The 25,088-nt window shown below is 40.1% G+C and carries 25 protein-coding genes; 3 read left to right on the forward strand and 22 right to left on the reverse strand.

Annotated features, from left to right (window positions below; translation table 11 throughout):
- Positions 1-1,145, reverse strand: a 1,145-nt coding sequence (rlmD, locus tag HMPREF2991_RS07575) for a 23S rRNA (uracil(1939)-C(5))-methyltransferase RlmD (RefSeq protein WP_070683790.1), incomplete at its 3' end; no start/stop codon positions are given.
- Between the two features lie 37 nt (positions 1,146-1,182).
- Here rlmD and recX point away from each other — a divergent pair.
- Positions 1,183-1,959, forward strand: coding sequence for a recombination regulator RecX (gene recX / locus HMPREF2991_RS07580; protein ID WP_000705071.1), 777 nt, complete (start codon positions 1,183-1,185; stop codon positions 1,957-1,959).
- A gap of 88 nt (positions 1,960-2,047) precedes the next feature.
- Entirely contained in the window at positions 2,048-2,581 is a 534-nt protein-coding gene (locus HMPREF2991_RS07585) for a nucleoside tri-diphosphate phosphatase (RefSeq protein ID WP_000775318.1), read from the forward strand.
- Between the two features lie 69 nt (positions 2,582-2,650).
- On the opposite strand, the gene HMPREF2991_RS07590 is transcribed toward HMPREF2991_RS07585, so the two are convergent.
- The 10 genes from HMPREF2991_RS07590 to rpoE form a co-directional block, all read right to left on the reverse strand.
- Positions 2,651-3,418 (reverse strand): epoxyqueuosine reductase QueH, encoded by a 768-nt coding sequence (locus HMPREF2991_RS07590; RefSeq protein WP_000567567.1) that lies wholly within the window; start codon positions 3,416-3,418, stop codon positions 2,651-2,653.
- Between the two features lie 125 nt (positions 3,419-3,543).
- Positions 3,544-5,166 (reverse strand): chaperonin GroEL, encoded by a 1,623-nt coding sequence (groL, locus tag HMPREF2991_RS07595; protein ID WP_000031555.1) that lies wholly within the window; start codon positions 5,164-5,166, stop codon positions 3,544-3,546.
- A gap of 15 nt (positions 5,167-5,181) precedes the next feature.
- On the reverse strand, positions 5,182-5,466 hold the full coding sequence (gene groES / locus HMPREF2991_RS07600; RefSeq protein WP_070567104.1) for a co-chaperone GroES: 285 nt from the start codon (positions 5,464-5,466) through the stop codon (positions 5,182-5,184).
- Positions 5,467-5,622: 156 nt separating this feature from the next.
- The gene (locus tag HMPREF2991_RS07605; RefSeq protein WP_000282459.1) at positions 5,623-6,018 is read right to left on the reverse strand and encodes a single-stranded DNA-binding protein; all 396 of its coding nucleotides are present in this window, start codon (positions 6,016-6,018) and stop codon (positions 5,623-5,625) included.
- Between the two features lie 78 nt (positions 6,019-6,096).
- On the reverse strand, positions 6,097-6,858 hold the full coding sequence (locus tag HMPREF2991_RS07610) for an SDR family NAD(P)-dependent oxidoreductase (RefSeq protein WP_049501141.1): 762 nt from the start codon (positions 6,856-6,858) through the stop codon (positions 6,097-6,099).
- A gap of 41 nt (positions 6,859-6,899) precedes the next feature.
- Positions 6,900-7,526, reverse strand: a complete 627-nt coding sequence (gene ytpR / locus HMPREF2991_RS07615) for a YtpR family tRNA-binding protein (protein WP_049501142.1) — start codon at positions 7,524-7,526, stop codon at positions 6,900-6,902.
- Between the two features lie 14 nt (positions 7,527-7,540).
- Positions 7,541-7,858 carry a thioredoxin family protein gene (locus HMPREF2991_RS07620; protein ID WP_049501143.1) on the reverse strand — a complete coding sequence of 106 codons (318 nt, stop codon included), beginning with the start codon at positions 7,856-7,858 and terminating at the stop codon, positions 7,541-7,543.
- Positions 7,855-8,154: a DUF4651 domain-containing protein gene (locus HMPREF2991_RS07625; protein WP_049501144.1), complete on the reverse strand. Its 300-nt coding sequence runs from the start codon at positions 8,152-8,154 to the stop codon at positions 7,855-7,857. Before HMPREF2991_RS07625 ends, HMPREF2991_RS07620 begins: the two co-directional genes overlap by 4 nt.
- 165 nt (positions 8,155-8,319) lie before the next feature.
- Positions 8,320-9,927 carry a CTP synthase gene (locus tag HMPREF2991_RS07630; RefSeq protein WP_070567101.1) on the reverse strand — a complete coding sequence of 536 codons (1,608 nt, stop codon included), beginning with the start codon at positions 9,925-9,927 and terminating at the stop codon, positions 8,320-8,322.
- A 329-nt stretch (positions 9,928-10,256) separates the two neighbouring features.
- A complete protein-coding gene (gene rpoE, locus HMPREF2991_RS07635; protein WP_000418415.1) occupies positions 10,257-10,847 on the reverse strand; it encodes a DNA-directed RNA polymerase subunit delta in 591 nt (196 codons plus the stop codon).
- Between the two features lie 366 nt (positions 10,848-11,213).
- On the opposite strand from rpoE, the gene HMPREF2991_RS07640 reads away from it, so the two are divergent.
- The gene (locus HMPREF2991_RS07640; RefSeq protein ID WP_070567099.1) at positions 11,214-12,998 is read left to right on the forward strand and encodes an ATP-binding protein; all 1,785 of its coding nucleotides are present in this window, start codon (positions 11,214-11,216) and stop codon (positions 12,996-12,998) included.
- A 54-nt stretch (positions 12,999-13,052) separates the two neighbouring features.
- Here HMPREF2991_RS07640 and HMPREF2991_RS07645 read toward each other — a convergent pair whose 3' ends face one another.
- The 11 genes from HMPREF2991_RS07645 to rbfA all read right to left on the reverse strand — a co-directional run bounded on the left by HMPREF2991_RS07645 (position 13,053) and on the right by rbfA (position 24,999).
- Complete coding sequence (locus HMPREF2991_RS07645) at positions 13,053-14,288, reverse strand: DNA cytosine methyltransferase (protein WP_061409583.1); 1,236 nt, start codon at positions 14,286-14,288, stop codon at positions 13,053-13,055.
- Positions 14,289-14,382: 94 nt separating this feature from the next.
- On the reverse strand, positions 14,383-17,034 hold the full coding sequence (locus HMPREF2991_RS07650) for a valine--tRNA ligase (RefSeq protein ID WP_070567096.1): 2,652 nt from the start codon (positions 17,032-17,034) through the stop codon (positions 14,383-14,385).
- A 13-nt stretch (positions 17,035-17,047) separates the two neighbouring features.
- Positions 17,048-20,065: a DEAD/DEAH box helicase gene (locus HMPREF2991_RS07655; RefSeq protein ID WP_070567093.1), complete on the reverse strand. Its 3,018-nt coding sequence runs from the start codon at positions 20,063-20,065 to the stop codon at positions 17,048-17,050.
- 45 nt (positions 20,066-20,110) lie between these two features.
- Entirely contained in the window at positions 20,111-20,671 is a 561-nt protein-coding gene (locus HMPREF2991_RS07660) for a GNAT family N-acetyltransferase (RefSeq protein ID WP_070683792.1), read from the reverse strand.
- A 277-nt stretch (positions 20,672-20,948) separates the two neighbouring features.
- On the reverse strand, positions 20,949-21,344 hold the full coding sequence (locus tag HMPREF2991_RS07665) for a helix-hairpin-helix domain-containing protein (RefSeq protein WP_000038699.1): 396 nt from the start codon (positions 21,342-21,344) through the stop codon (positions 20,949-20,951).
- 97 nt (positions 21,345-21,441) lie between these two features.
- On the reverse strand, positions 21,442-21,696 hold the full coding sequence (locus HMPREF2991_RS07670) for a DUF1912 family protein (protein ID WP_000119707.1): 255 nt from the start codon (positions 21,694-21,696) through the stop codon (positions 21,442-21,444).
- A gap of 9 nt (positions 21,697-21,705) precedes the next feature.
- Entirely contained in the window at positions 21,706-23,040 is a 1,335-nt protein-coding gene (locus tag HMPREF2991_RS07675) for a DUF438 domain-containing protein (RefSeq protein ID WP_070567088.1), read from the reverse strand.
- Positions 23,040-23,273 carry a DUF1858 domain-containing protein gene (locus tag HMPREF2991_RS07680; protein ID WP_000368739.1) on the reverse strand — a complete coding sequence of 78 codons (234 nt, stop codon included), beginning with the start codon at positions 23,271-23,273 and terminating at the stop codon, positions 23,040-23,042. The genes HMPREF2991_RS07675 and HMPREF2991_RS07680 overlap by 1 nt, the downstream gene beginning before the upstream one ends.
- A gap of 261 nt (positions 23,274-23,534) precedes the next feature.
- Complete coding sequence (locus HMPREF2991_RS07690; RefSeq protein ID WP_044020283.1) at positions 23,535-23,717, reverse strand: hypothetical protein; 183 nt, start codon at positions 23,715-23,717, stop codon at positions 23,535-23,537.
- 1 nt (position 23,718) lies between these two features.
- On the reverse strand, positions 23,719-24,498 hold the full coding sequence (locus HMPREF2991_RS07695) for a hypothetical protein (protein ID WP_070567085.1): 780 nt from the start codon (positions 24,496-24,498) through the stop codon (positions 23,719-23,721).
- Positions 24,499-24,648: 150 nt separating this feature from the next.
- Positions 24,649-24,999, reverse strand: coding sequence for a 30S ribosome-binding factor RbfA (rbfA, locus tag HMPREF2991_RS07700; protein WP_001273601.1), 351 nt, complete (start codon positions 24,997-24,999; stop codon positions 24,649-24,651).
- Positions 25,000-25,088 lie beyond the last annotated feature (89 nt).

A 25,088-nucleotide genomic window follows, 5' to 3' on the forward strand; every position in this document is an offset into this window, starting at 1 on the left:
GGATCGACTATCAAGGCATCTGCTCGGTAGCCTTCTTTATACCAGCGTGGAATAATCTCTTCAGCTGTTCCCGCTTCGTAATGGGTATTGTCAAATCTCATTTTTTTAGCATTTCGCTTGGCATCTTCTATGGCTTCCTGAATAATATCCATTCCTCTGAGACTCTTTACTTTACTTGCAAAGGCAAATCCAATCGTCCCAACACCGCAATAGGCATCGATCAGATGATCCTCTTTGCTGACATCCAGAGCCTTAACTGCTTCACTATAGAGAATTTCTGTCTGCTCAGGATTAAGCTGGTAAAAAGCTCGAGGGGAGAGAGAAAACTCATAGTCGAGTACTCCTTCTTGAATACTCTCTTGGCCCCAGATAATTTCCGTCTTTTCACCATAGATTTCACTTGTTTTCGCTGTATTTGTATTGACTGCAACTGTGACGACTTCTGGAAAATCTTTAACTAAGTCTTTTACTAGCTGGGTTAAATTAAGCTGGCGATTTGTGACAATGATAATCTGGACTTGTCCCGTTTTTCTTGCTCGACGTACCATGATAGTACGAACGCCTAACGTTTTTCTCTCATCTGTAATTGGAATTTGGTGGTAAGTAAGAAGTTCAGCTAGGCGATTCGCAATCACTTGGGTTTCCTTATCTTGCACCAAACAGTCTTTCAACTCTACGAGATAATGAGAGTTTTGCGCATACAAACCTGCCTTGACCTGATTTTTAAATTTCCGAGTCTGGAATTGAAGCTTAGCACGGTAGTACTTTGGTTCCTGCATTCCGATAGTTGGACGGATTTCATAGTTTTCATATCCCGCAGGGGCAAATTTTTTCAGGGCTTGGTGGAGCAAATCTGTTTTGAACTCTAACTGTTTATCATAGTGGAGGTGCATGATTTGGCAACCACCACATTCATTATAAATCGTACAAGCTGGTACGACTCGAAATTTAGACTTCTTATTAACCTTTAGTAATTTGGCTTCAACAAAGTTACGTTTAATAGAAGTAATTTGACAATAGATGTCTTCTCCTTTGAGGGCTCCAGGCACAAATACTAAAGTTTTTTGGTAAAATCCGATTCCCTCGCCATTGATGCCCATCCGCTTGATTTTTAAAGGTATTTTTTGTTTGACTTTCAGATTCATACCCCTATCTTATCACATTTTAGGGTATAATAGAACTATGAAAATCACAAAACTTGAAAAGAAAAAACGCCTCTACTTGATGGAACTAGATGGACAGCAAACTTCTTATATCACGGAGGATACCATTGTCCGTTTTATGTTGTCTCGAGATAAAGTCATTAGTAAAGAGGAACTTACCGAGATTCAGGACTTTGCCCAGTTCTCTTATGGTAAAAATCTCGCCCTCTATCATCTATCATTTAAAGCTCGAACCGAAAAGGAAGTTCGTGAGTATCTGAAAAAGTATGATCTTGATGAAAAAATCACTAGTCAAGTTATCGCTAATCTTAAAGAAGATAACTGGATTAATGATCGTCAGTATGCCTACTCTATCATCAATGCCAATCAACTTTCTGGAGATAAGGGACCTTATGTGCTGGCTCAAAAACTGTCTCAAAAAGGGATTGCCAAAGCAACTATTGAAGATGTTTTAAAGGATTTTGATTTTTCGGAGGTTGCTCAACGTGTGGCGGAGAAACTTCTAAAAAAATACACGGGAAAGCTTCCCGCTCGTGCCTTGCAAGATAAGATTATCCAAAACTTGACCAACAAAGGCTTCTCCTATTCTGATGCTAAGAATACCTTTGACGACTTGGACAGTCAAGTCGACCAAGAAACGACTCAAGAGCTCATTTTTAAAGAACTGGATAAACAATATGCTAAATACGCTCGCAAATATGAAGGTTACGAACTAAAGCAACGATTAACTCAAGTTTTAGCTAGAAAAGGCTATGATTTTTCGGATATAGCGAGCGCTCTCAGAGAATATCTTTAACATTTTCAGGTAAAATTCAAAAAAATTAGACCAATTTATGATATAATAGTAGACGATAAACTTATAAATTGTAGAAAGTTGGTTAGTTATGAAACTTCCAAAAGAAGGCGACTTTATTACAATTCAAAGTTATAAGCATGATGGGAGTCTCCACCGTACTTGGCGGGACACCATGGTACTAAAAACAACAGAGAACGCTATTATCGGCGTCAACGACCACACACTTGTTACCGAAAGTGACGGTCGTCGTTGGGTGACTCGAGAACCGGCTATTGTTTACTTTCACAAAAAATATTGGTTTAATATCATTGCCATGATTCGTGATAATGGGATTTCCTACTATTGCAATATGGCCAGCCCCTACTATCTAGATGAGGAAGCCCTGAAATACATTGATTATGATTTGGATGTCAAGGTCTTCACTGATGGTGAAAAGCGTCTCTTGGACGTTGAAGAGTATGAGCGCCATAAACGCAAAATGAAGTATTCTGATGATTTAGACTATATTTTGAAAGAGCATGTTAAAATCCTTGTTGATTGGATCAACAATGGGCGCGGTCCTTTCTCAGAGGCCTATGTCAACATTTGGTACAAACGCTACATAGAACTAAAGAATCGGTAAAGTTGTCAAACCGGGGTGAGAGCTCTGGTTTTTTATTTGAAAAACCCAGCCTAGAAGCTGGGTTAATTGCTATATATCTAATTTAGTGACAGTAAACTTGATATGGGAATAATCTTTTTCAACATCCTTATCTAACAGGAAAGCCGTGGCATCCTTCTTAACCTGAACAAGATCAATGTTCTGGGCTTGAGCTGCATAGACGCATCCACAATAGCATTGACGATAGATATCATACTCCTCGCACATCTCCACTGAACGTTTGTAACCTTGATTTTTCTTGAAATCACTTGGAAGATAGTGGGTGGTATAAATCTTTTGCACATCAATTCCGATGCTGTTGATGGTTTGAGAATTCTTATGGGGACTGATGGTCAAGGCTGAACCAAAGTAGTCAAAACCCAAGTCCATAGCTACCTGTGCTGTTTTATCCAGACGGTAGTCAAAACAAACCTTGCAACGGTCACCACCTTCAGGTTCTTCTTCCAGTCCTCTGACTAACTTCCGGTATTCATTGGGTTCATAGGGAGCTTCTAGGTACTGGACTGTATTGCCTGTTCGCTCATTGAAATCACTGACAAATTTCTTGGTGACGTAAGCCCGCTTGTGGTATTCTGCCTTGGGATGGATATTGGAATTGGCAAAATAGATAGTCACATCAGCGTATTTTGTCAGGTATTCTAAGGTGTAGGTACTACAAGGAGCACAGCAAACATGCATGAGAATAGTGGGACGTTGCTCATTTTTCTCCCATACTTGTACCATCTTCTGCATGACACGGTCATAATTAATCTTCTGATTGGGGTTCATCTTGCTCAGAATTTCTTCTACATCGATCATGTTCTTCTCCTTTTTCTAGTTTTATTTTATCATATAAGTTAGGAGAGCTCAAATCAATTTTAGAAGAGAAAACCATAAAAGGAGGGATGCATGTTCCCTCCTTTAGTGTTTTTTATAAGTTGCTTTTACATCATGCCGCCCATCATGCTTGGATCCATTGCTGGAGCTGGGGCTGCTGGTTCCGGTTTATTGGCTACGACTGCTTCTGTTGTCAAAATCAAGCTGGCTACAGATGCTGCATTTTGAAGGGCTGAACGGCTCACTTTCACTGGGTCAATGATTCCTTCTTCAATCATGTTGACCCATTCGCCAGTTGCTGCGTTGAAGCCTGTACCAACTTCAGCATTTTTCAAACGATCGATGACAATAGATCCTTCAAATCCTGCATTGTGGGCGATTTGACGAACTGGTTCTTCCAAGGCACGGAGAACAATATTGCGTCCTGTCGCTTCATCTCCTGTCAATTCCAAATCAGCAACGGCTGGAATGACATTGGCAAGAGCAGTTCCACCACCTGCAACGATTCCTTCTTCAACAGCTGCACGAGTAGCGTTGAGGGCATCTTCGATGCGGAGTTTCATTTCTTTCAACTCAGTTTCAGTTGCAGCTCCGACCTTGATGACTGCGACACCACCTGACAATTTAGCCAATCGTTCTTGGAGTTTTTCACGGTCGAATTCAGAAGTTGTGGTTTCGATTTGTGACTTGATAACTGCAACACGGTGAGAAATGGCTTCAGGATTTCCAGCACCTTCTACGATAACAGTGCTATCTTTGTCCACAGTTACTCTCGCAGCTTGACCAAGCGCCTCAATAGTAGCGTCTTTCAACTCAAGACCAAGATCCTCTGTGATGACTGTTCCACCTGTCAAGATAGCGATATCTTCAAGCATCGCTTTGCGACGGTCACCGAAGCCAGGTGCCTTAACTGCTACTACGTTGAAGGTTCCACGAATCTTGTTCAATACAAGAGTTGGAAGAGCTTCGCCATCTACATCATCCGCAATAATCAAGAGTGGACGATTGCTTTGAAGAATACTTTCTAGAAGCGGCAAGATTTCTTGGATATTGGAAATCTTCTTGTCAGTAATCAAAATGTATGGATTTTCAAGATCAGCCACCATTTTTTCGCTATCCGTCACCATGTACTGTGATAGATAACCGCGGTCAAACTGCATTCCTTCAACGACTTCAAGCTCTGTTTCCATACCACGTGATTCTTCAATAGTGATGACACCATCTTTGCCAACTTTTTCCATAGCTTCAGAGATGTATTCGCCGACTTTTTCAGAACGAGAAGATACGGCAGCAACTTGAGCGATGGCTTCTTTATTAGCAACTGGAATGGCATTGTTTTTCAAAGCTTCTACTGCTGCGGCAACCGCTGCTTCAATCCCACGACGAATGCCGATTGGGTTGGCACCTGCAGTGACGTTTTTGATTCCTTCGCGGACGATCGCTTGGGTCAAAACAGTTGCAGTAGTTGTCCCGTCACCTGCGATATCATTTGTTTTTGAAGCTACTTCTGATACCAATTTGGCACCCATATTTTCAAAATGGTCTTCCAACTCGATTTCTTTGGCAATGGTCACACCGTCATTGGTAATCAAAGGTGAGCCAAATGATTTTTCCAACACAACATTACGACCTTTTGGTCCTAAGGTTACTTTAACAGTGTCTGCAAGGATATCGACACCACGAACCATAGCTGAACGAGCATCAGATGAAAATTTAATTTCTTTTGACATACTTACTTTCTCCTTCTATTCTTCAACAATCGCCAAGATGTTGGCTTCGCCTACGATCATGTACTTTTCATCGCCATCTTTGACATCAATACCTGCATGGGCTTCCACTAAAACACGGTCTCCAGACTTAACGCTTGGCGCTACCAAGTCACCGTTCAAAGTACGGACACCTTGTCCAGTAGCTACAACTTGGGCTGTTTTTGTTTTTTCTTGGGCTGATCCTGCAAGGACAAAGCCTCCAACAGTTTGTTCTTTTTCTTCGATTTTCAAGACCACACGGTCTCCTAATGGTTTCAACATCTGTTTTCCTCCATGATAAACTACATATTATTAGCACTCTTTATATTTGAGTGCTAATTTATAGTTCTATTGTATCACTTGGTCAGAAATAGTCAAGAAAAAAGTCTGACTTTCTCAATATAAAAAAGCCTGAGACCAACTCAGACTTTTCAATGTTTAAAATGGCAATTCTTCCTCTTCCAAGACCAAATCTGCCAAATCCTGTCCTGCGTTATTTTCACGCATGGCACGTTGGGCACGGCTTTCTAAAAGTTGGAATCCTGTGGCAAGAACTTCAGTCACGTAGTTCATCTGGCCATTTTTCTCAAAGCGACGGGTACGAAGTTCTCCATCCACAGAGATAAGACTACCTTTAGTTGCGTAGCTTGCCAAGGTTTCAGCCAATTTCCCCCAAAGAACAAGATTGACAAAGTCAGCTTCACGTTCCCCGTTTTGGTCTTTGTAACGACGGTTCACAGCGATAGTTGCACGCGCTACTGACTTGTCATTGTTGGTTTTGTGCAATTCTGGTGTAGACGTCAAGCGCCCGATCATGATAACTTTATTATACATATTTTCTTCCTCCTACTTATCTATTCGCAAGGAATCAAAAAAAAGTTACAAAAATTTGTAACTTTTCGAGAAAATTTTTTATTTTTTATGAACCATGAAACCTGTCGCCTGTTGATTGGCCATAATGGTCATATCTGTAATCTGCACACGACGAGGCTGACTGGTCACATAGACCACTGTATCTGCAATATCCTGAGCTTGCAAGGCCTCAATTCCCTGATAGACGGTGGCAGCACGCTCTTTGTCACCATGAAAACGAACTGTAGAGAAATCTGTTTCGACAATCCCTGGTTGAATGGTGGTCACCTTGATATCCGTTGCAATGGTATCAATTCGCAGACCATCTGAAAAAGTCTTAACTGCTGCCTTGGTGGCTGAGTAAACAGCTGCCCCAGCATAGGCATAGATTCCTGCGGTCGATCCCATGTTGATAATATGACCCTGATTGACTTTTACCATTGCTGGTAAGAAACAGCGAGTAACTGCCATCAAACCTTTGACATTGGTATCCAACATGGTCAGCATATCCAATTCTTCGTAGTCTTGATAGGGAGTCAAGCCAAGAGCTAGTCCAGCGTTATTGACCAAGATATCAATCTGACCTATCGTTTCCAAAATATCGGAGCAGACAGTCTTCACCATGGTCATATCCGTGACATCCAGTGCAAAGGTCCAAACTGTTTGATTTGGAAAAGTTTCTGCAAACTCTGACTTGAGGGTCTCTAGTCTGTCTGTCCGTCGCCCTGTTAGAACGACATTCTCCCCCTGCTCCAGATAAGCACGCGCAATCGCTTCACCGATTCCTGAGGTCGCTCCTGTAATTACTACATTTTTTGCCATCTTATCCCCCTCTATCTGGTCTATCAAACACTGACAATTTCCTAGGCAGTCCAGTGTTTGGCTAGGTCAAATGGAGTTCCAACAACTTGGTCTTCTGATAATTCAATAACACCACGTTTTTGCGGAGCATTTGGCAAGGCAAGTTCACGAGGGCTGCACATCATGCCAAAACTCTTTTCACCGCGAAGTTCGCCTGGGAAAATGAGATTGCCTTTTGGCATCATCGCTCCAGGAAGAGCTACAATGGTTTTCAACCCAACACGCGCATTGGGAGCCCCTGCAACGATTTGCACTGTCTTGTCACTTGCGACTGCCACTTGGCAGATGTTGAGGTGGTCACTATCTGGGTGAGCTACCATCTCGACAATTTCACCAACAACAAACTTAGGTTCTTTGTCATTGATAATTTCTTCTGTAAATCCTTCCGCCTGCAATTCTTGGTTCAAACGAGCGACTTGCTCATCTGTCAAAAAGACTTGACCACGCTCTGCAATTTCAAACAAACTTGAAACTTCGAAAATATTCCAAGCTACTGTTTCCCCATTATCTTTGAGGAAAACACGGGCTACTTGGCCTTTGCGCTCCACGTCTAGTTTGGCATCTCCGCTGTTTTTCACGATGACCATAAGGACATCGCCAACATGCTCTTTATTATATGTAAAAATCATTCTTTCATTTTCTCCTATTTCAGTCCTGCTAAAAAGTCGTTAATTTCTTCCTTGCTTTTACGGTCGCGATTGACAAAACGGCCGATTTCCTTGTCCTTTTCTAGCACAACAAGGCTAGGAATCCCGTAAACATCCCAAAGTTTGGCCAGATCCAGATACTGGTCTCGGTCCACTCGAATAAAGGTGAACTCTGGATTAGTCTCCTCAATCTCTGGCAAGGCTGGATAGATATAACGACAATCGCCACACCAGTCCGCTACAAAAAGGAAAACCTTCTTGCCATCTTTTTCTACTAAAGATGCCAATTCTTCTAAACTTGCTGGTTGTATCATAAGACTTCCTCCTCATAGACCAGGTCTTCATTTTCATAGACAAAGGTATAATGACGGCCATCCTCGAAAATGACTCCTCCGACAAGTCGCTCTAGGCTACCTTCGTAGACTTGAACATAGAGAGTCGCAATCTCACCCATATCTGAGAAAAGTTCGCGCACGATAGCGGTCAACTCTTCCTGAGTCTTCATGAGCTTGTGATTATCTGCTGCTTTTTTAGCCCCTAAAGCAAGGGCACTTAGACCAGCCACAGTCAAGCCAGTCATCCATAATTTCTTAGCTTTCATACCATTCATTGTAACACAAAAAGGGCTCTAGGACAAATAGGGAAGCCGTATATGAGCAAGGAAAATCTCTTACCTCAGTGAGTCTAATTCTTATTGCCAAGCGCCTGAGTTAACAAGAATTTCCTGAATGGATTAAAAAAATCTCTGAGATTATTCTCAGAAATTAGAAGATAACTAGTTACTATTTTCAACTGCTGCAGTAACAAAGGCAGTGTAGAGTTCTTCTGGACGATTTGGACGACTGGAAAGTTCAGGGTGATACTGACAAGCCACAAAGAATTTATTCTCAGGAATTTCTACAATTTCGACCAAACGATTGTCTGGAGAAACTCCCGAGAAGACAAAACCTGCCGCCTCAAACTGTTCACGAAAGGCGTTGTTAAACTCATAACGGTGACGGTGACGGCGTTGCACCACTTCTTGATTGTGATAAGCAGCCGCTGCCTTAGAACCTCGTTTCAACTTAGATGGATAAAGTCCCAAACGAAGGGTTCCACCCATATCCTCAACATCAACCTGGTCACGCATGATATCGATGATAGGGTATTTTGTATCTGGTGCAAGTTCTGCAGAATTGGCACCTTCAAGCCCTAAAACGTGACGAGCAAACTCGATACAAGTCAACTGCATTCCCAAGCAGACTCCCAACATTGGAACATCATTTTCACGCGCATAGCGAATGGCTTGGATTTTCCCTTCCGTACCACGTTGACCAAAACCTCCAGGTACGATGATTCCGTTCGCATCAGACAAGAGCTCTGCTACATTCTCTGCTGTCACATCATTGGCATTGATCCAATTAATCTTCACTTCTGCGTCGTTGGCATAACCAGAGTGTTTTAAGGCTTCGACCACTGAGATGTAGGCATCTTGCAACTCCACATACTTACCGACAAGGGAAATCTTGACTTGTTTCTTGAGGTTCATGACCTTGTCCACCATGGCTGACCACTCTGTCATATCCGCTGCTGGTGCATCTAGTTTCAAATGGTCACAAACAATTTGGTCCATGCCTTGTGCCTGCAAGTTCAATGGAATTTGGTAAAGGTGTTCGACATCCAAAGACTCGATAACAGCTTCTGGAGCCACGTCACAGAACTGAGCTAGTTTATTTTTAATTCCTTGACCAGCTGGTTTTTCTGTACGAATGACCAACATATTTGGCTGGATTCCCAAACCACGCAATTCTTTTACAGAGTGTTGAGTTGGCTTGGTCTTCATTTCACCAGCAGCCTTGAGGTAAGGAAGCAAGGTTGTATGGATGTACATGACATTATCTGCACCCACATCTGCCTTCATCTGACGAAGGGCCTCTAGAAATGGTAAGGACTCGATATCTCCAACGGTTCCACCAACCTCTGTGATAATGACATCCGAGTCGGTCGTTAGAGCGGCACGCTTGATTTTTTCTTTCAAAGCATCTGTGATATGAGGAATGACTTGAACAGTTGCCCCAAGGTATTCTCCACGACGTTCCTTACGAAGAACTTCACTGTAGATTTTACCAGTTGTCACGTTGGAATATTTGTTGAGATTGATATCGATGAAACGTTCATAGTGACCCAAATCCAAATCGGTCTCAGCCCCATCATCTGTCACAAAGACTTCCCCGTGCTGGTAAGGACTCATAGTTCCCGGGTCGATATTGATATAAGGGTCAAACTTCTGAATAGTTACTTTAAGACCACGATTTTTCAAGAGTCGGCCCAGACTTGCTGCGACAATTCCTTTCCCAATAGACGACACCACACCACCAGTTACAAAAATATATTTCGTAGACATAGATTCCTCTTTCTAAAATGCTCAAGGCCTTGTTAACTACGAGGGGAGATCGAAAACAAGACCCTTATGAATCACGACTTTTCAAGAAAACTTCCTGAAAAAACAAAAATAGCTCCCTAGTAACTAGGGAGCCCCGACCTCTAAAAGAGGTGCCCGAACAATATGATACCTCAAAGCAGATCATTTGTCAACCCGAATCGGTAAAAGATGAAAAAAGGAGATTGTTTTCAGAAAACCAACTAAAGATCCGCATCCAAACGGATGATCTGCTCAACTACTTTGCCCAAGCAACAAAAAAGGAGATCTTACGATCTCCTCTGTGAAGTCTTTTACTCTTCTTCACTCGTTTCAGCATCATCGTCAGAAAACTCGTCGTCTTCTTCGTTAAGATCCACGTCTTCACCCAAGTCATCAGGAGCGATTTCGTTGATTTCTGCATCGTAAGCTTCCACTTCATTTTTCTCATCATCTGGATTTTCATCATCATATGAAAGAGCTGGATCTGCTTCGTATGCATCTTCGTCTTCTGGATCATCTGCGTTGTAGTCAATGGCATCTGAGTCGCCATCCATAAAGGCATTGACGCGTTTTTTCTTAGCTTTTGGTGCTACTTCATCGTCGTCACTTTCTTCAAGAGCGATGATTTCTTCGTCGATTTCGTCCACACCATACCATGAACGAAGCCCCCATTTGTTGTCTCCAAGAGAGATGAAGCTACCGTCAAAGTTCAACTCTGTGTAGAACAAAGGCAAAGCTTCGCGGATATCGCTGTTTGATGTTCCAAGGTAGTTTTGAATTTCGTTTACAAGATCACTAAAATGCATCTCATGATCGCGACCACGAAGTTCCAAGATAGCACGCGCTACCTCAATCATAGATAGTTCACTTTTTTCTTGCCCAGCAAATACTTCTAATTCCAAAGCGTTTCTCCTCATTTTTACTACTATCGCCAGAGCGAACGGACTCTGACCTCATTTTATCATGTACTCTTTATTGTACGATAATTTTGCGGAATAGTCAAAGGTTAAAATAGATTTATCTATGATTTATTAAGTAAAAATCAATTGATTTTATCACATGGTAAATTTAAAAATATTATTTGGAGGAAGCTTATGTCAAAAAAATAATAAATGTTGTTGCAGCAGCACTTACCGTGTTGTCAAACTACTATTATGAATCCAATACAAAATAGATTTGAATCAAAATGAATGACCAGTATTAACGATATTTTACTTTTAAAATATGATATACTATATTTAACAAAATATTAAACACAGGAGTCCGATATGTCTGAAGAATTTACACTTAACTACCATGCTGCAACGATTCAACATCTAGGTATTGGATTATATAAACAGTTACCACAGGCAATTGCCGAACTCATCAGCAATTCTTGGGATGCTGATAGCCATAATGTTAAAATTCATATTAATTATCGAGAAAAAATAATAACCGTATCAGACGACGGCAATGGTATGTCAGCACAAGAGCTGAATGAAAATTTTTTGACCATTGCTAGAAATAGACGATTGACAGATAAAATAAATGATAAAAAAAATGAAACCGGACTATCGAAAAACGGCAGAAAAGTTACAGGAAAAAAAGGACTTGGAAAACTAGCTTTATTTGGTATTGCTAATACAATTATTATTGATAGCATTCAAAATAAGAAACTAAACTCTTTTGAATTGAATTATAATGACATACAGGGCTCATCAAATAATACCTATCATCCAAAAACAATCCATTATAATGTTCAAACCGACGAACCAAATGGTACAAAAATAACCATTAAAGACATTACTTTAAAAAATCTGACTAAAATCGATACATTATATGATAGCCTTTCTAAAAGATTTAACAAGTATTCCCGTACAGATTTTTTAGTAACTTTAGCAAGCGATGACGGTACCATTAAGGAATTAGATGAAGAGGTATTTATCAATAGTATACGACCTAAGAAAGACGAAATTGAGTTTACTTTTTCTTTTCCAGATGATTTTGAAACTCTTACAAATAAACAATCTCAAATAGTCATTCATAACCTTAAAGAGTATCATATAAACGGGATTATTTGCACCAAGAAAACACCTTTACAGGCCAATCAACGTGGGTTTTCAGTACTGTCTAGAGGAAAGCTAGCGAGTGAACAATCTGTTACACAATTTCAAGATAGAGCAAATGATAATTTCTATAGTTATGCAGCCGGTTACTTTAATATTGATTTTCTTGATGATGATAATAAAAAAGATTTTATTTCAACAGATAGACAATCTATTAGATGGGAAGCTGATGACGAATTAATAGAAATCAAAGAAAATCTTAACAAACTAATAGGAATTATTCAAAGAGAATGGAAAAAGCGACGTTCCGAAGCAAAAGAGAAAAAAGCACAAGAAAATATTCAAAAAACTCCTTCTTTAGCAGAAACCACATTATCAACCGAAGATAAAGAAAGAATCAATAAAATTAGCAAAGCATTAGAAAATGATGATGTTGATGTCCCAGAAAAAACAAAACAAAATATTTTAGATTCTGCAATAAAATCAACTACCTCATATAAAAAGGATCACAGTGTGTATAAAGAACTAGTCCCAGCTAATTTTAGAGTTCCACAAAATATTGGTACTAAAATCCGAAGGCTAAGAGAGGAGATGATAGAAGCAGCAGAAGATAAAGATATCAATCGATTCATTCTAACCCAAGGCCTACTACTACGTGCAATGATTGAAAGTACAACAACTGTATTATTGAAACGCTACTGGGAGGAAGCAAGTAATGATGACTTAATCAGAATAAATAACACTCCAAAAAAACTGACTGCTGAAAATCAAGTTGATCCTCTCTCATTTAAGGTTAAGTATGAAACTATGATTCGACTGCTTTCTAGAAAAGGGAAAATAGCCCCAAATAGAGTTCAAAGCCTAATTGACGAATTTTCAAGTATAAAAGCAACGGAGCATTTAAACACATTAATGCATGATGCTCATAATTTCCCTCAATTTGATACCTTAAAAACAATCTGGAATGCTGTAGCTCCTCAACTTCTTGCTGCGTTCGATCTTTTTTAACTAAAAAATCAACATATGTTCAATTTCTAAATAATGATGAACATATGTTGATTTTTATTTAAATTCCAATGTTAAAATCGCATCAGCCATCTTTTTACTAAAAATTGGAGGAACTGCATTACCAATTTGTGTAAAAGCACTGGTTCTAGAATCTAAAAAATAGTAATTATCCGGAAATCCCTGTAATCTAGCTGCCTCTCTCACAGTAATTGATCTATTTTGTTTTGTATCTGGATGAATATAATGATGACCATCTTTTGAAATATGGGCAACTACTGTATGTGATGGAGAATTCCATGAAAGAGCTTTGAATCTGTCCAAAAATTTATCCGTATGTTTATGGGTTTTTAGCTTTGAGTCAAGTTCACTGTATTTAATATTTTTACCATTTTTCTTAGCTTCTGCTACAATTTTATAAATTGCTAAATCGTTGCTATTATTTGGTCTTGCAATATTTTGAGTTAATGGCGTTTTAGAATCCTGTAAAAAATTTTGTTCAACATAATCATTTGATAAATTTGTATAAGAATTGTTTACTTCTCCCGCCTTTAAACTAGGTAATCCCTGAAAAGCTGTTTTAACATCCACCTCATTTTCTTCATATTTTTTAAGATTTTTAAAGAATTCCTGAATAAGTTCTTTTTTCCTGTTCATCACTCCAAAGATAATAAGTCTTTCTCTTGATTGTGGAACACCATAGTTTTTAGTATTTAAAACTTCATAACCTAAAGAATAGCCGGCCTCTTCAAATTCTTTTTTCATTCTAGGCAATAAAAACTCATCATCAGCATCTCTAAAACTCAATAATCCTTTTACATTTTCAAAAATAAAAAATTGGGGTTGATACTTGTTTAAAAAATGTATATAAAATTTATATAAATAAATTCTTTCATCTGAAGACTTTTTACTAGCATTTCTAGCTCTTCCAATGGTTGAATAAGCTTGGCATGGAGGACCTCCTATAATTCCATCAACGTTTTCCCCTAAATTATCAAAAAAACTAAAAATACTGTGAATATTTTCTTGACTAATTTCAAAGTTAAGAATTTTATTCAATTTTTCTTGAGGTACATGTTTCAACAAATCCTCTATACTAGTCTTACTATTTAAAAAGTCATTATAAAGTCCTAATTTATTTTTTTCCTTTAAATAATAATATACTTCCCTAAGTTTTAAAGTTTCACAAGCTGCTTTTTCTTTCTCTACGTGTCCCAATATTTTATATTGCTGATTTCTGAATCCCTCAGTTAATCCACCTGCACCGCTAAATAAATCTATTATATTAATCATGATTAAGCCTTTTAAAAAATAAAAATATATTACATAAAATACACACTGTTATCTATTATACCAAAAACCTCAGCAAATTGCCGAGGTTTATAGTTTATTTCACCAACTTCTTCATCTCATCAATACGTGCGACGGTCGCATCATATTTCGCTTGGTAGTCGGCTTGTTTGTCGCGTTCTTTTTGAACGACTTCTGGTTTGGCATTGGCTACGAAGCGTTCGTTAGAGAGCTTCTTACCGACCATATCCAGTTCTTTTTGCCATTTAGCCAGTTCCTTGTCGAGACGAGCCAGTTCTTCTTCGACGTTGAGGAGGTCTGCGAGTGGCAAGTAGATTTCTGCTCCTGTGATGACGCTTGACATAGCGAGTTCAGGTGCAGGGATGTTTGATGCGATTTCCAAGTGTTCTGGATTTGTGAAGCGTTTGATGTAGTTAACATTGCTGTTAAAGAAGGCTTCCAAATCACTATCGCTAGTCTTCACAAGGATGGTGATTGGCTTGCTTGGTGCTACGTTTACTTCTGCACGCGCATTCCGAACAGCACGGATCAAGTCTTTAAGACTTTCCACACCTGTGTGAGCAGCAAGATCTTCAAAGGCTGGGTTAACAGTTGGGTATTCCGCTGTAACGATAGATCCTTCTGAGATTTGTCCAAAGATTTCCTCTGTCACGAATGGCATGATTGGGTGAAGGAGACGAAGGATCTTGTCCAAAGTATAAAGGAGAACAGAACGTGTGATGACTTTCTCTTCTTCGTTATCGCTATAAAGGACTTCCTTGGTCAACTCAACATACCAGTCCGCAAACTCGTCCCAGATGAAGTTGTAGAGGATATGTCCAGCTACACCAAACTCAAACTTGTCAAAGTTTTCAGTAACTTTGCCGATCGTTTCATTGAGGTTGTGGAGAATCCAGCGGTCTGTGACGTTTCCAGCTTCTTTGTTGGCAACTTTTTCCACATTGGCACTTGCTTGCTCAAGGGTCAATCCTTCATTGTTCATGAGGATGTAGCGAGAGATGTTCCAGATCTTGTTAATGAAGTTCCAAGAAGCATCCATTTTCTCGTAAGAGAAGCGCACGTCTTGACCAGGGGCAGAACCGTTTGAAAGGAACCAACGAAGGGCATCGGCACCATATTTCTCGATGACATCCATTGGGTCAATCCCGTTTCCGAGAGATTTCGACATCTTGCGTCCTTGCTCATCTCGAATGAGACCGTGGATAAGAACGTTTTGGAATGGCTGACGTCCAGTGAATTCCAAGGATTGGAAGATCATGCGAGACACCCAGAAGAAGATGATGTCGTAACCTGTTACCAAGGTTGAAGTTGGGAAGTAGCGCTTGAAGTCTTCTGAGTCAACATCAGGCCAACCCATGGTTGAGAATGGCCAAAGGGCAGAACTGAACCAAGTATCCAAGACATCTTCGTCCTGAGTCCAACCATCACCTTCAGGTGCTTCTTCGCCGACGTACATTTCACCCTCAGCATTGTACCAAGCAGGGATTTGGTGCCCCCACCAGAGCTGACGAGAGATAACCCAGTCGTGGACATTTTCCATCCATTGGAGGAAGGTATCGTTGAAACGAGGTGGGTAGAATTCTACCTTGTCGTCTGTGTCTTGGTTGGCAATGGCATTTTTGGCCAATTGGTCCATCTTGACGAACCATTGCGTAGACAAGCGTGGCTCAACCACAACACCTGTACGTTCTGAGTGACCAACACTGTGGACACGTTTTTCGATTTTAACGAGGGCACCGATTTCTTCCAACTTAGCAACGACTGCCTTACGAGCTTCGAAACGGTCCATGCCTGCAAATTCGAAGGCCAAGTCATTCATGGTTCCATCGTCGTTCATAACGTTGACTTGTGGCAAGTTATGACGTTGACCAACCAAGAAGTCATTAGGGTCGTGGGCAGGTGTGATTTTCACGACACCTGTACCAAACTCAGGATCTGCGTGCTCATCTCCAACGATTGGAATCAATTTATTAGCGATAGGAAGGATGACATTTTTTCCAATCAAGTCCTTGTAGCGTGGGTCTTCTGGATTGACCGCAACCGCAACGTCCCCAAACATGGTCTCAGGACGAGTTGTCGCAACTTCAAGGGCGCGTGAACCGTCTTCTAGCATGTAGTTCATGTGGTAGAAGGCACCTTCGACGTCCTTGTGGATCACCTCGATATCAGAAAGGGCTGTGCGAGCTGCGGGGTCCCAGTTGATGATAAACTCACCACGGTAGATCCAGCCTTTCTTGTAAAGGTCCACGAAAACCTTGCGAACAGCTTTTGACAAACCTTCATCAAGAGTGAAACGCTCACGAGAGTAGTCTACAGAGAGCCCCATCTTGCCCCATTGTTCCTTGATAGTCGTCGCATATTCGTCTTTCCATTCCCAGACTTTCTCGAGGAATTTTTCACGACCGAGATCATAACGGCTAATACCCTCACCACGCAAGCGCTCCTCGACCTTAGCCTGAGTCGCAATCCCTGCGTGGTCCATACCAGGAAGCCAAAGCGTATCGAAACCTTGCATGCGTTTTTGACGGATGATGATATCCTGAAGAGTTGTATCCCAAGCGTGACCAAGGTGAAGTTTCCCAGTTACGTTTGGTGGTGGAATGACGATTGAATAAGGCTTAGCCTTTTGATCGCCTGAAGGCTTGAAAACATCGGCATCAAGCCATTTTTGGTAACGACCAACCTCAACCTCGGCTGGATTGTATTTAGGTGAAAGTTCTTTAGACATGTGTGTGTCCTTTCTAGTTAATTTCTAAGCTACTTTGATAAGCATCTAAAATGTCAATAGTATCTCTTATAATAGGGCTCTGTGTGGCTTTGTAAAGAGATTTATTCCCAATAATATAAAACTCTTCTTTAGCTCTAGTCGCTGCAACGTTTAAAATATTGGGCTCAGAGACAGCCCAGCGAGCAGCCCCCTCACTCATATTATCTGCTCCAAGCACAAAATATACAATCTTATTTTCTTTTCCTTGGAAAGTATGTACCGTCCCTACATTTATAGGTTTTCCATTTTCCCGCTTTGTGAAACCGATTTTATCTAGTTCTTTTGCTAGTTGAACCGATACATTTTTAAAAGGAGTAATGACATAAATATCATCAAATTCCTCATATCTTTTCTGCAACTCTTCTTTCAAATAATCAGCTTGCTCAGGAACAAATTTATCCTTAGCATCTCCACCAACGTCAAACCATTCTCCCATACCTCGAGCTTCTTCCTTTCCTTGAACCATTAAATTATCATAAGAAATTTTATTGGAAATACTGAACATCGGATCACTAGAACGACGATGAACCCAGAGAGGAAGTCCTATCCATGTCCCATCTTGTTTTTTAAAACCATATCTACTAGCAGAATCCATCAATTCTTGCGTTGATGATACAAGATATTTAGAGGCTATCTTGTGATGCTGTGCTAAAAATCCTAAAATATTTTTATCCATAGTCTGTACTGGTTGTATTTGAGAAGGATCCCCAACAGCCATAATATGCTTACTTCTAAAAATAGCCCCCACACTTGCTTGAGGTAATGCCTGACCAGCTTCATCAATAAATACATTACCGATACTATTTTCAGGCAAACACCAAAACATGGAATTAAAGCTTGCAAAAGTTGTACTAATAACTGGAACAGTGAAATTAATCCAATCCCATGAAGTTTTATATAAATCACTAGCATTATCTCTCATTGAATAGTTTTGAGGTTTCTCCCAAATCCATAACGCTTTTTCAAAATGCTTTTGATTGTCATATATAAATTGTTTCCTAACTGCAAGTGCTTTAATAAACAAACGACTCTGCTCTTCTCGATAGGCATCATCAAACCAAAAATTTGATACTTGCAGCTCTTCATACGGAACGGAAAAATTCAACTTATTAACTGTACATGTAGCAAGTTCAGATTGTAATTTTAAACACTTTTCCTGATGGCGAATTAATTCATCCTCTTGTTTAGATTTCCATTCATTATACTTCTGTTGTCTTTGACTCAGTTGATTTAATTCAAATTCATACTTTTCAATCTCTTTTTGCAAACTGTAGCAATATTGGCTTTCATCATATATCTTCTTCATTTCTGCTTTTAGACTTTCATTTGCTTGATTCAATCTCATTAAATAAGTATCTAATTTCGATGGTGTGAAAAGTCTTTTAAACCATAAGAAGCGTGGAGCATTTAATTTAATTGACTCAATATCTTGTACTGCAATCTGTTTGTTAACATTTGACACAGAAATAAGATGCTCGCGTTCAGACAGCTCAGTTTCTATTTTCTTTTTACTATTTTCTAATTGAGTATATTTATCCCGTATTTTAGATAGTTCTGAACGTCTTTGAGCATCATCCTGATGAAACTCTACCTCAAACTGCTGGTAAGCATTTTTCGATCTTACATAAAATCGAATCTTATCCGCTATCTCTTGCATCTTTTCTCTTTTATCAAACAGCTTCTGATATTGAATTTTAAACTCTTCGTATACTGATGGATTCGATTGAAATTTATCCGAATTCAATTCTTGTCGTATTGCTTTTAAAACATTTTGCAGACGGTCTCTATTCTGTTTTTTTCCACCTTCTATCGAAAATAATCCCCAATGTTTTTTGTCGTTAGAAACATCTTCATCTTCTAACAATAAATCATTACTGATTTCAGCAAAATAATTAATTTTCTTTAATTCATCTAACCAATTTGATTTCTGATAGATTTCTTTTCTTTGGGGTAATTCATTAACAATATTTTTAACAGCTCCATTGTTAGAACTTGCAACTACGATTCCTTTATCTGCAATTTCTTTTGGTAATTTTGCAATAAGATAAGGATTGTCATGATAAACTAGATTCCCTTTAAGTTTAGGAGCCGATAATTCACTAATAATTCTAGCCTGTTCCGTTACTAAATCTGCAAAAATGTCTTTTAAAAGTGTCGTTTTACCAGTCCCCGGAGGTCCATTGACACTTCTCACCTCCTCATCCGCATTTGAAGCTAGATTTACAGCTACTTGTTGCATCATAGAAAGAGCATATCTAGGGTTACTAGGAAATCTTCCTAATGGATAATTTTTCGGTTCAAGTATTGTTTCTAAATCTTTGGGATTAAAATAAGATGATTCTTTATTGCTGTCCAAATTGACCCTTACAGAATCGAATCCTGACAAATAACTATTGAGATTTTCATTATAAATTGATTTTGCATATTTCAAATCCTTTAGAAAAAATGAATGTAAATTTATTTCGTCATCAAAATTCTTAACAAAATAATATCTGCAATCACTTGGTGAAATCTCATACTTTTTGAGAAGTTTACTAAAAACTTCGTTGAACTCTCCATCAAGAAACTCCTGACCTAATTGTTCTCGAAGCTCATTTTCTGCTATTAAGAAATCTTTAGGCAATTCCCCATTTTTGAAAATTTGCCCACTCATGGTTAAAAAAAACTTATCAGCTAAGAACTTCAAATCTTTATCAAAGTATAGAGCAAAAGTAAATTTATAAGAAGCTCTTCCCAATTCTTCCTCCGTCGCCTTTAAATTGTATTTGCCTCTTAACACTTCAATAATTTTTCGAAAAGGGAAAATTCCACAATAAACAGCAATCCCTGAACTGGATTTTAATTTTTGACGTTTAAAAAAATCTTTTAATATTGATTGATAATCATCACCTTGAAAAATCTTATACTTAGAATCACTTTTTTCAATATTCCCTTCTGATAATTGTTCTACTGTAATCCAAGCATCTAATATTTGATTATGACTACTTCTCATCATGTCTCCCTTAAAGCATATAAAAACAAGAATATATCTTACTCATTAAAAACTCTCCCACTCACTCCTCAGCAAGCCGTATCTCAAATCATCACAGCGATTGCCTTGGGCATCTTTACGATCTCGGATGCGAGCTTCGAGGGTAAAGCCAAGTTTCTCTGCAACTCGTTGACTTTGAAGGTTATACCCAAAGCAAGTCAGTTCAATCTTGTGAAGAGCAAGTTCTTTAAAAGCTAGGTCAATCAAGGCACGTGCCGCCTCTGGAATATAACCTAAACCCCAATAGTCTGGATGTAAGATATAGCCAATCTCCAAGACATCATCCTCGTGACGACGAGGGAAATCAACAGAGCCTATGACCTTATCGGTTCCTTTAGCGACAATTCCATAGCCCGCTGGGAGATTGTTCTTTTCATTACGCTCGGGCAGAATATGCTCCAGATAATAAATCTCATCTTCCAAGCTCTTGACGGGCGGAAAGCCTGCTGGGTAGGAAACTTCTGGCCTACTGGCATAGTCAAAGATATCCACAACATCAGCCACGGTACGGACTCGTAAGACTAGCCGTTCGGTTTCTAAACGTTCTGGCAACTCTGCTCTTGTCATCCTTCTACCTCGCTTTCTACAAAAAATCGCCCCTGCCATCTACATGACAGGGACGAATGTGTTTATCCGCGGTACCACCCAATTTCGGGCAGAGCCCGCAACTCTCGTCTTTATAATAAAAAGACAATATTATCTCATTTTTCATCCATCAGCAACCAGTTTTGATACATTTGTGGACTTCTCAGCACCGCCACTTTCTGTAAAATGTGGGATTCAAAACACCTCTGATGGCTTTATTGTAGCAAGTTTTTCTCGGAAATGCAAGGCTCAAGAAAGATTACTTGAAGCTGATTCCGTGCTCTTTTAATTTCTTGATGGTAGCTGGACCAATTCCCTTCAAGGCAAGGAGTTCTTTTTCAGTCCAGTTTTTAAAGTCAGCAGCTGATTTGATGCCTTCATCATAGAAAGTCTTAGCACGATCTACTGAGAGGCCACCCAAAGTCGCTGCGAAATCTTCTACTGAATTGGCTACTTTTTGAGCTTGTTCCTTAGTCGCTTCTACTGCTTGTTCCACTTTTTTAGAGACAACTTTTCCTGCTTCGCTGGCAGACTTTTCTGCGTGTTTCACGACTTTCTTGGTCTCTTCTACAACCTTGGTCACCGTACTTGAAAAGGCACCTGAACGACGAAGGCTATTTCGCAATTGTTTTTTACGTTGGAGTTTCTTTGACATGATAAAATCCTTTCAATAAAAAATCCCTGCTCTGACAAGGATTTAATAAAGATATTCTATCAAGATTTTGGCAAAAAATCAAGAAAGTATCTGTATTTTAATAGTTTCGCTCACCAAACAAGCCTTCTGGTAAATCATGGAATCCCTTGCCTGCCTTGAAATTTTCAAACTTACCAAGCAAGAACTGGTAGGCATCCAAACGGCTCTCGTAGCGAATCATGGCATCTTTGGCACGCTCGTCTTGGTCTTCTTCGTAGACTTTTTGACTTTCCTTGTGCGCCATGTCGTTGATCATGATCTGGGTATTGACCCAGGCTTCGAATTCCTTCATAAATTCCTGTTCGTAACTCATTGATTCTCCTTATTCTAATCCACGGAAATAGTCCGTATCAATCTCTCGGTAGGGCTGGATATCCTGAACATACTCCAACACGCCTTGGAATTCCCCGTTTTCATCGTGTACCGCAGCATAGGTGATGTGGACAAACTTGCCTCGCGACTCCGACTTGAACCACATTTCATACTTGTCCTTTTTACCTTCACGAAGACCTTTCATGACAGCCTTCACCTTGTCTAGGTACTTAGGCGGATGACAGAGTTCAACATTGCGCCCAACTTGGGACGGCGTCCGTTTGAAAATCATCTCATCAGCTGGCGCATTGTCATTGTAGTACTGAAAAATGTCGTCTTTATTGACAAAGGTGATCTCCATAGGGAGGTGATTGAGGATGAGGTTGGCCTGCTCGACGGAGAGATAGCCATTCCCAAAAGCCTGTTGACTATGACGGTCCAGCACTGCTTCCTTTTCCTTAGGGGTAAAGGTAATGGTGAACTGTCCTTCTGGAGTATTGATGACTTGCTGAACTTGACCTTCAGCCGTGTCTAGTTGTACGGGCTCTTCTGCACTTTTTTCCTCAACGAAACTCTGACGCTCTGGCACCCATTTCTCAGACGGACGGATGATGGCATAGCCGTAGGCATCGCTCTCCTCCGCAATCTGAATCCAGTCATCCTGACTAAAGGACTCAAGGAGAATCATGAGAAGAATGGACTCTTCCTTGAAAATCATACTTTCAAACTCTGTCGCAAAAGCTTCAAAATCTTCTTTTACAGTGTTAATCGCCACTTCGGGTAGTGCCTTAGCCGTCGCTAGAGCTGTCTGAAAGAGTTCTCTGATCTGATCATCCACTCCCCACATAACTTTGGGAGGTGAATCGTGTCCATAGCGCTCCATGATAGGAAAGAAGAGCTCTTCCTTGCGCTGGTAGTGGATATCAAATTGCCCCAAAAGCCCCATTTGACGGACCAAGCCCTTGCGCATCTCTGCCAGCATTTCCTCATCTTCCATAGACTCATAGGTATCCAACAGTCTCCGAATGCGAATCAAAGCTGCACGGAGAGCCAGATTTTCATCCTTGAAGACGCGAACTGGGTGGCCAGGGTGTTCAGTATCCTCTACTTCGACGCCCTTAACAGCATTTTTAAAAAGATTAGCATGGACATCGCAGAGTTCCATGACATCTTCAAAGGTGACACCTGAGTCTGAGTTCATCAGCTCGTGCTCCATGAGGGAAATCTCAATGGCTGAAACACCCGTAAAAGTCGCATCAAAACGCTCCTGAACTGACTCGGGAGAGGCGCCGTTGTGCAATTCTAACAAAATATCCCGTAGGATATGAATCCGTTCATCTGCCATTAGTCTAATCCAATCACTTCGTAACCATTCGCTTCCAGTGTGCGGACAATCTTGTCCATAGGCGTTCCTTCAAGTTTAGAACCCTGCTTAAGCGATACTTTGCGACCGACTGTATTGCGCATCAAGGGATTAGCAAGTGGTTTAAAACCGAGCTCCACTAGGATTTCCAAAACTTCTGGGTGCTTGTCTACCACTTCTGCAACGGGTATTGACACATCGATGATATTGTCCATGACGACCTCCATTGTATGTTCTAATACTCAATGAAAATCAAAGAGCAAACTAGGAAGCTAGCCGCAGGTTGCTCAAAACAGTGTTTTGAGGTTGTGGATAGAACTGACGAAGTCAGTAACCATACCTACGGCAAGGTGAAGCTGACGTGGTTTGAAGAGATTTTCGAAGAGTATAAAATGATTTTACTGCTTATATTATACCATATGGAAAGAGATTAAAAAACTAGCAGAAGAGTTCCTGCTAGTTTCTTTCATTTCAAGTTATTCCTTATCATCTGGTTTTGCGAGCCACTGGGCTACATCCATCAACTTGTCAGCAAGCAGTACTTTCCCGAAACCTACTAGAGCATTGTCGTCTTTTTTCATGTTCTTCAGGACTTTGATGCTTTGCATCACAAAAAAGTAATTCCCGTAAGTCTTGGCTAGAATTTTAATGAATCCCATATTACTCACCTTCGATGATTTCGACCTCTTTTCGGATAGTATCAACGTCTCTTTGATATTGCACTTCATTGTAGTTGACTAGCTTGGACAATTCCTGTTGCAATCTTTCTCCCATCGGTTTCATGGTCGCAAAGGTTAAGCCACCAGAAATGACTCCACCTAGGATAGGAATCACTTTCCCCATCCCTTTAGCTAGGCCTCCTTTTGTCAGATTGACACCAAAAATTTTCAAAACTTTTTCTAAAATCGGATACCAAAGAGTTTTTGTCAAGGCTTTCTTGTTCACTACTTTTATGACTTGCTTGGCTACTGTCACACCGCCTGATCGAAGCAAGGCACCTGCGCCATTTACTCCCAGCATCACACCGAGATACAGCAAGAGAGTGTTTTTAGCATCTTCACTTAACTCATTGCGCGATGCCCAAAGATCATCAAATCCGTAAATATACCCTAGTTCTTGAGCTAGTTTCAATGAAAAAGCATAAAACTGGGCTACGTCTGTCGGGATAGTGATCGCCATAGCAAGGCCTCCAGGTAGACCTGCTAACACCGATGTTCCACTGGCTAACAGGACATTGTCCTTAATACAGGCCTTGGCCACTCGATCCAAGCTTTCCTGGGGCAACAAAGAAGTCGGTCCTTGTTCAATCAAAGTTGAAATGTCCTTGCGATCTAATTCCTTTGAAAACTTTTCTACTAAAAATTTCTCCCGATCAACTTTGACCACGGGTAATTTTACTACTTGTTGCAGCACTTGCATAGCTATATCTTGTTTAGCCATATGTCTCTCCGTTTTTCATTCATATCAGACTTTATCATATCATACTATGTGAAATTTACAAATTTTTTAAACCGATTTTTATCAGATAGATACATCGTCAAATAGCAATGATCATACTCTGGCAACAAAAAAGAGGGTTGCCCCTCTTTCTTAGTTCTTATCCAGATTGCGTAGCATCTCGTCAATCTTGTTTCCATATTCAATGGACTCATCTTTGACGAAGGTTAAATCTGGGATTTTGTACAATTTCAAATTGCGACCAAGTTCACGTTTGATTGTACCAGTTGCTTTTTCAAGCCCGATTTGAGCTTTTTGGTTATCCGAAGCAAGGTTACTCAAAATGGTGTAGTAAACCTTGGCAACAGACAAGTCACCCAGCATCTGAACATCTGTAATGGTCACACCTTGGACACGCGGATCACGGACCTTCTTTTGCAAAATCTCGTTGACTTCACGCTTGATTTCCATGCCCACACGATCCGTACGGAAATGATTTGCCATGATATTCCTTTCTCTACTTTGACCCAAAAGCTAGGCCAGCAGACCTAGCTATTTTTAAATTTATTGATTTTCAGCTCAAATTGAAACGA

It is taken from the genome of Streptococcus sp. HMSC072D07 (genome assembly GCF_001814835.1).
Taxonomy (GTDB): Bacteria; Bacillota; Bacilli; order Lactobacillales; family Streptococcaceae; genus Streptococcus.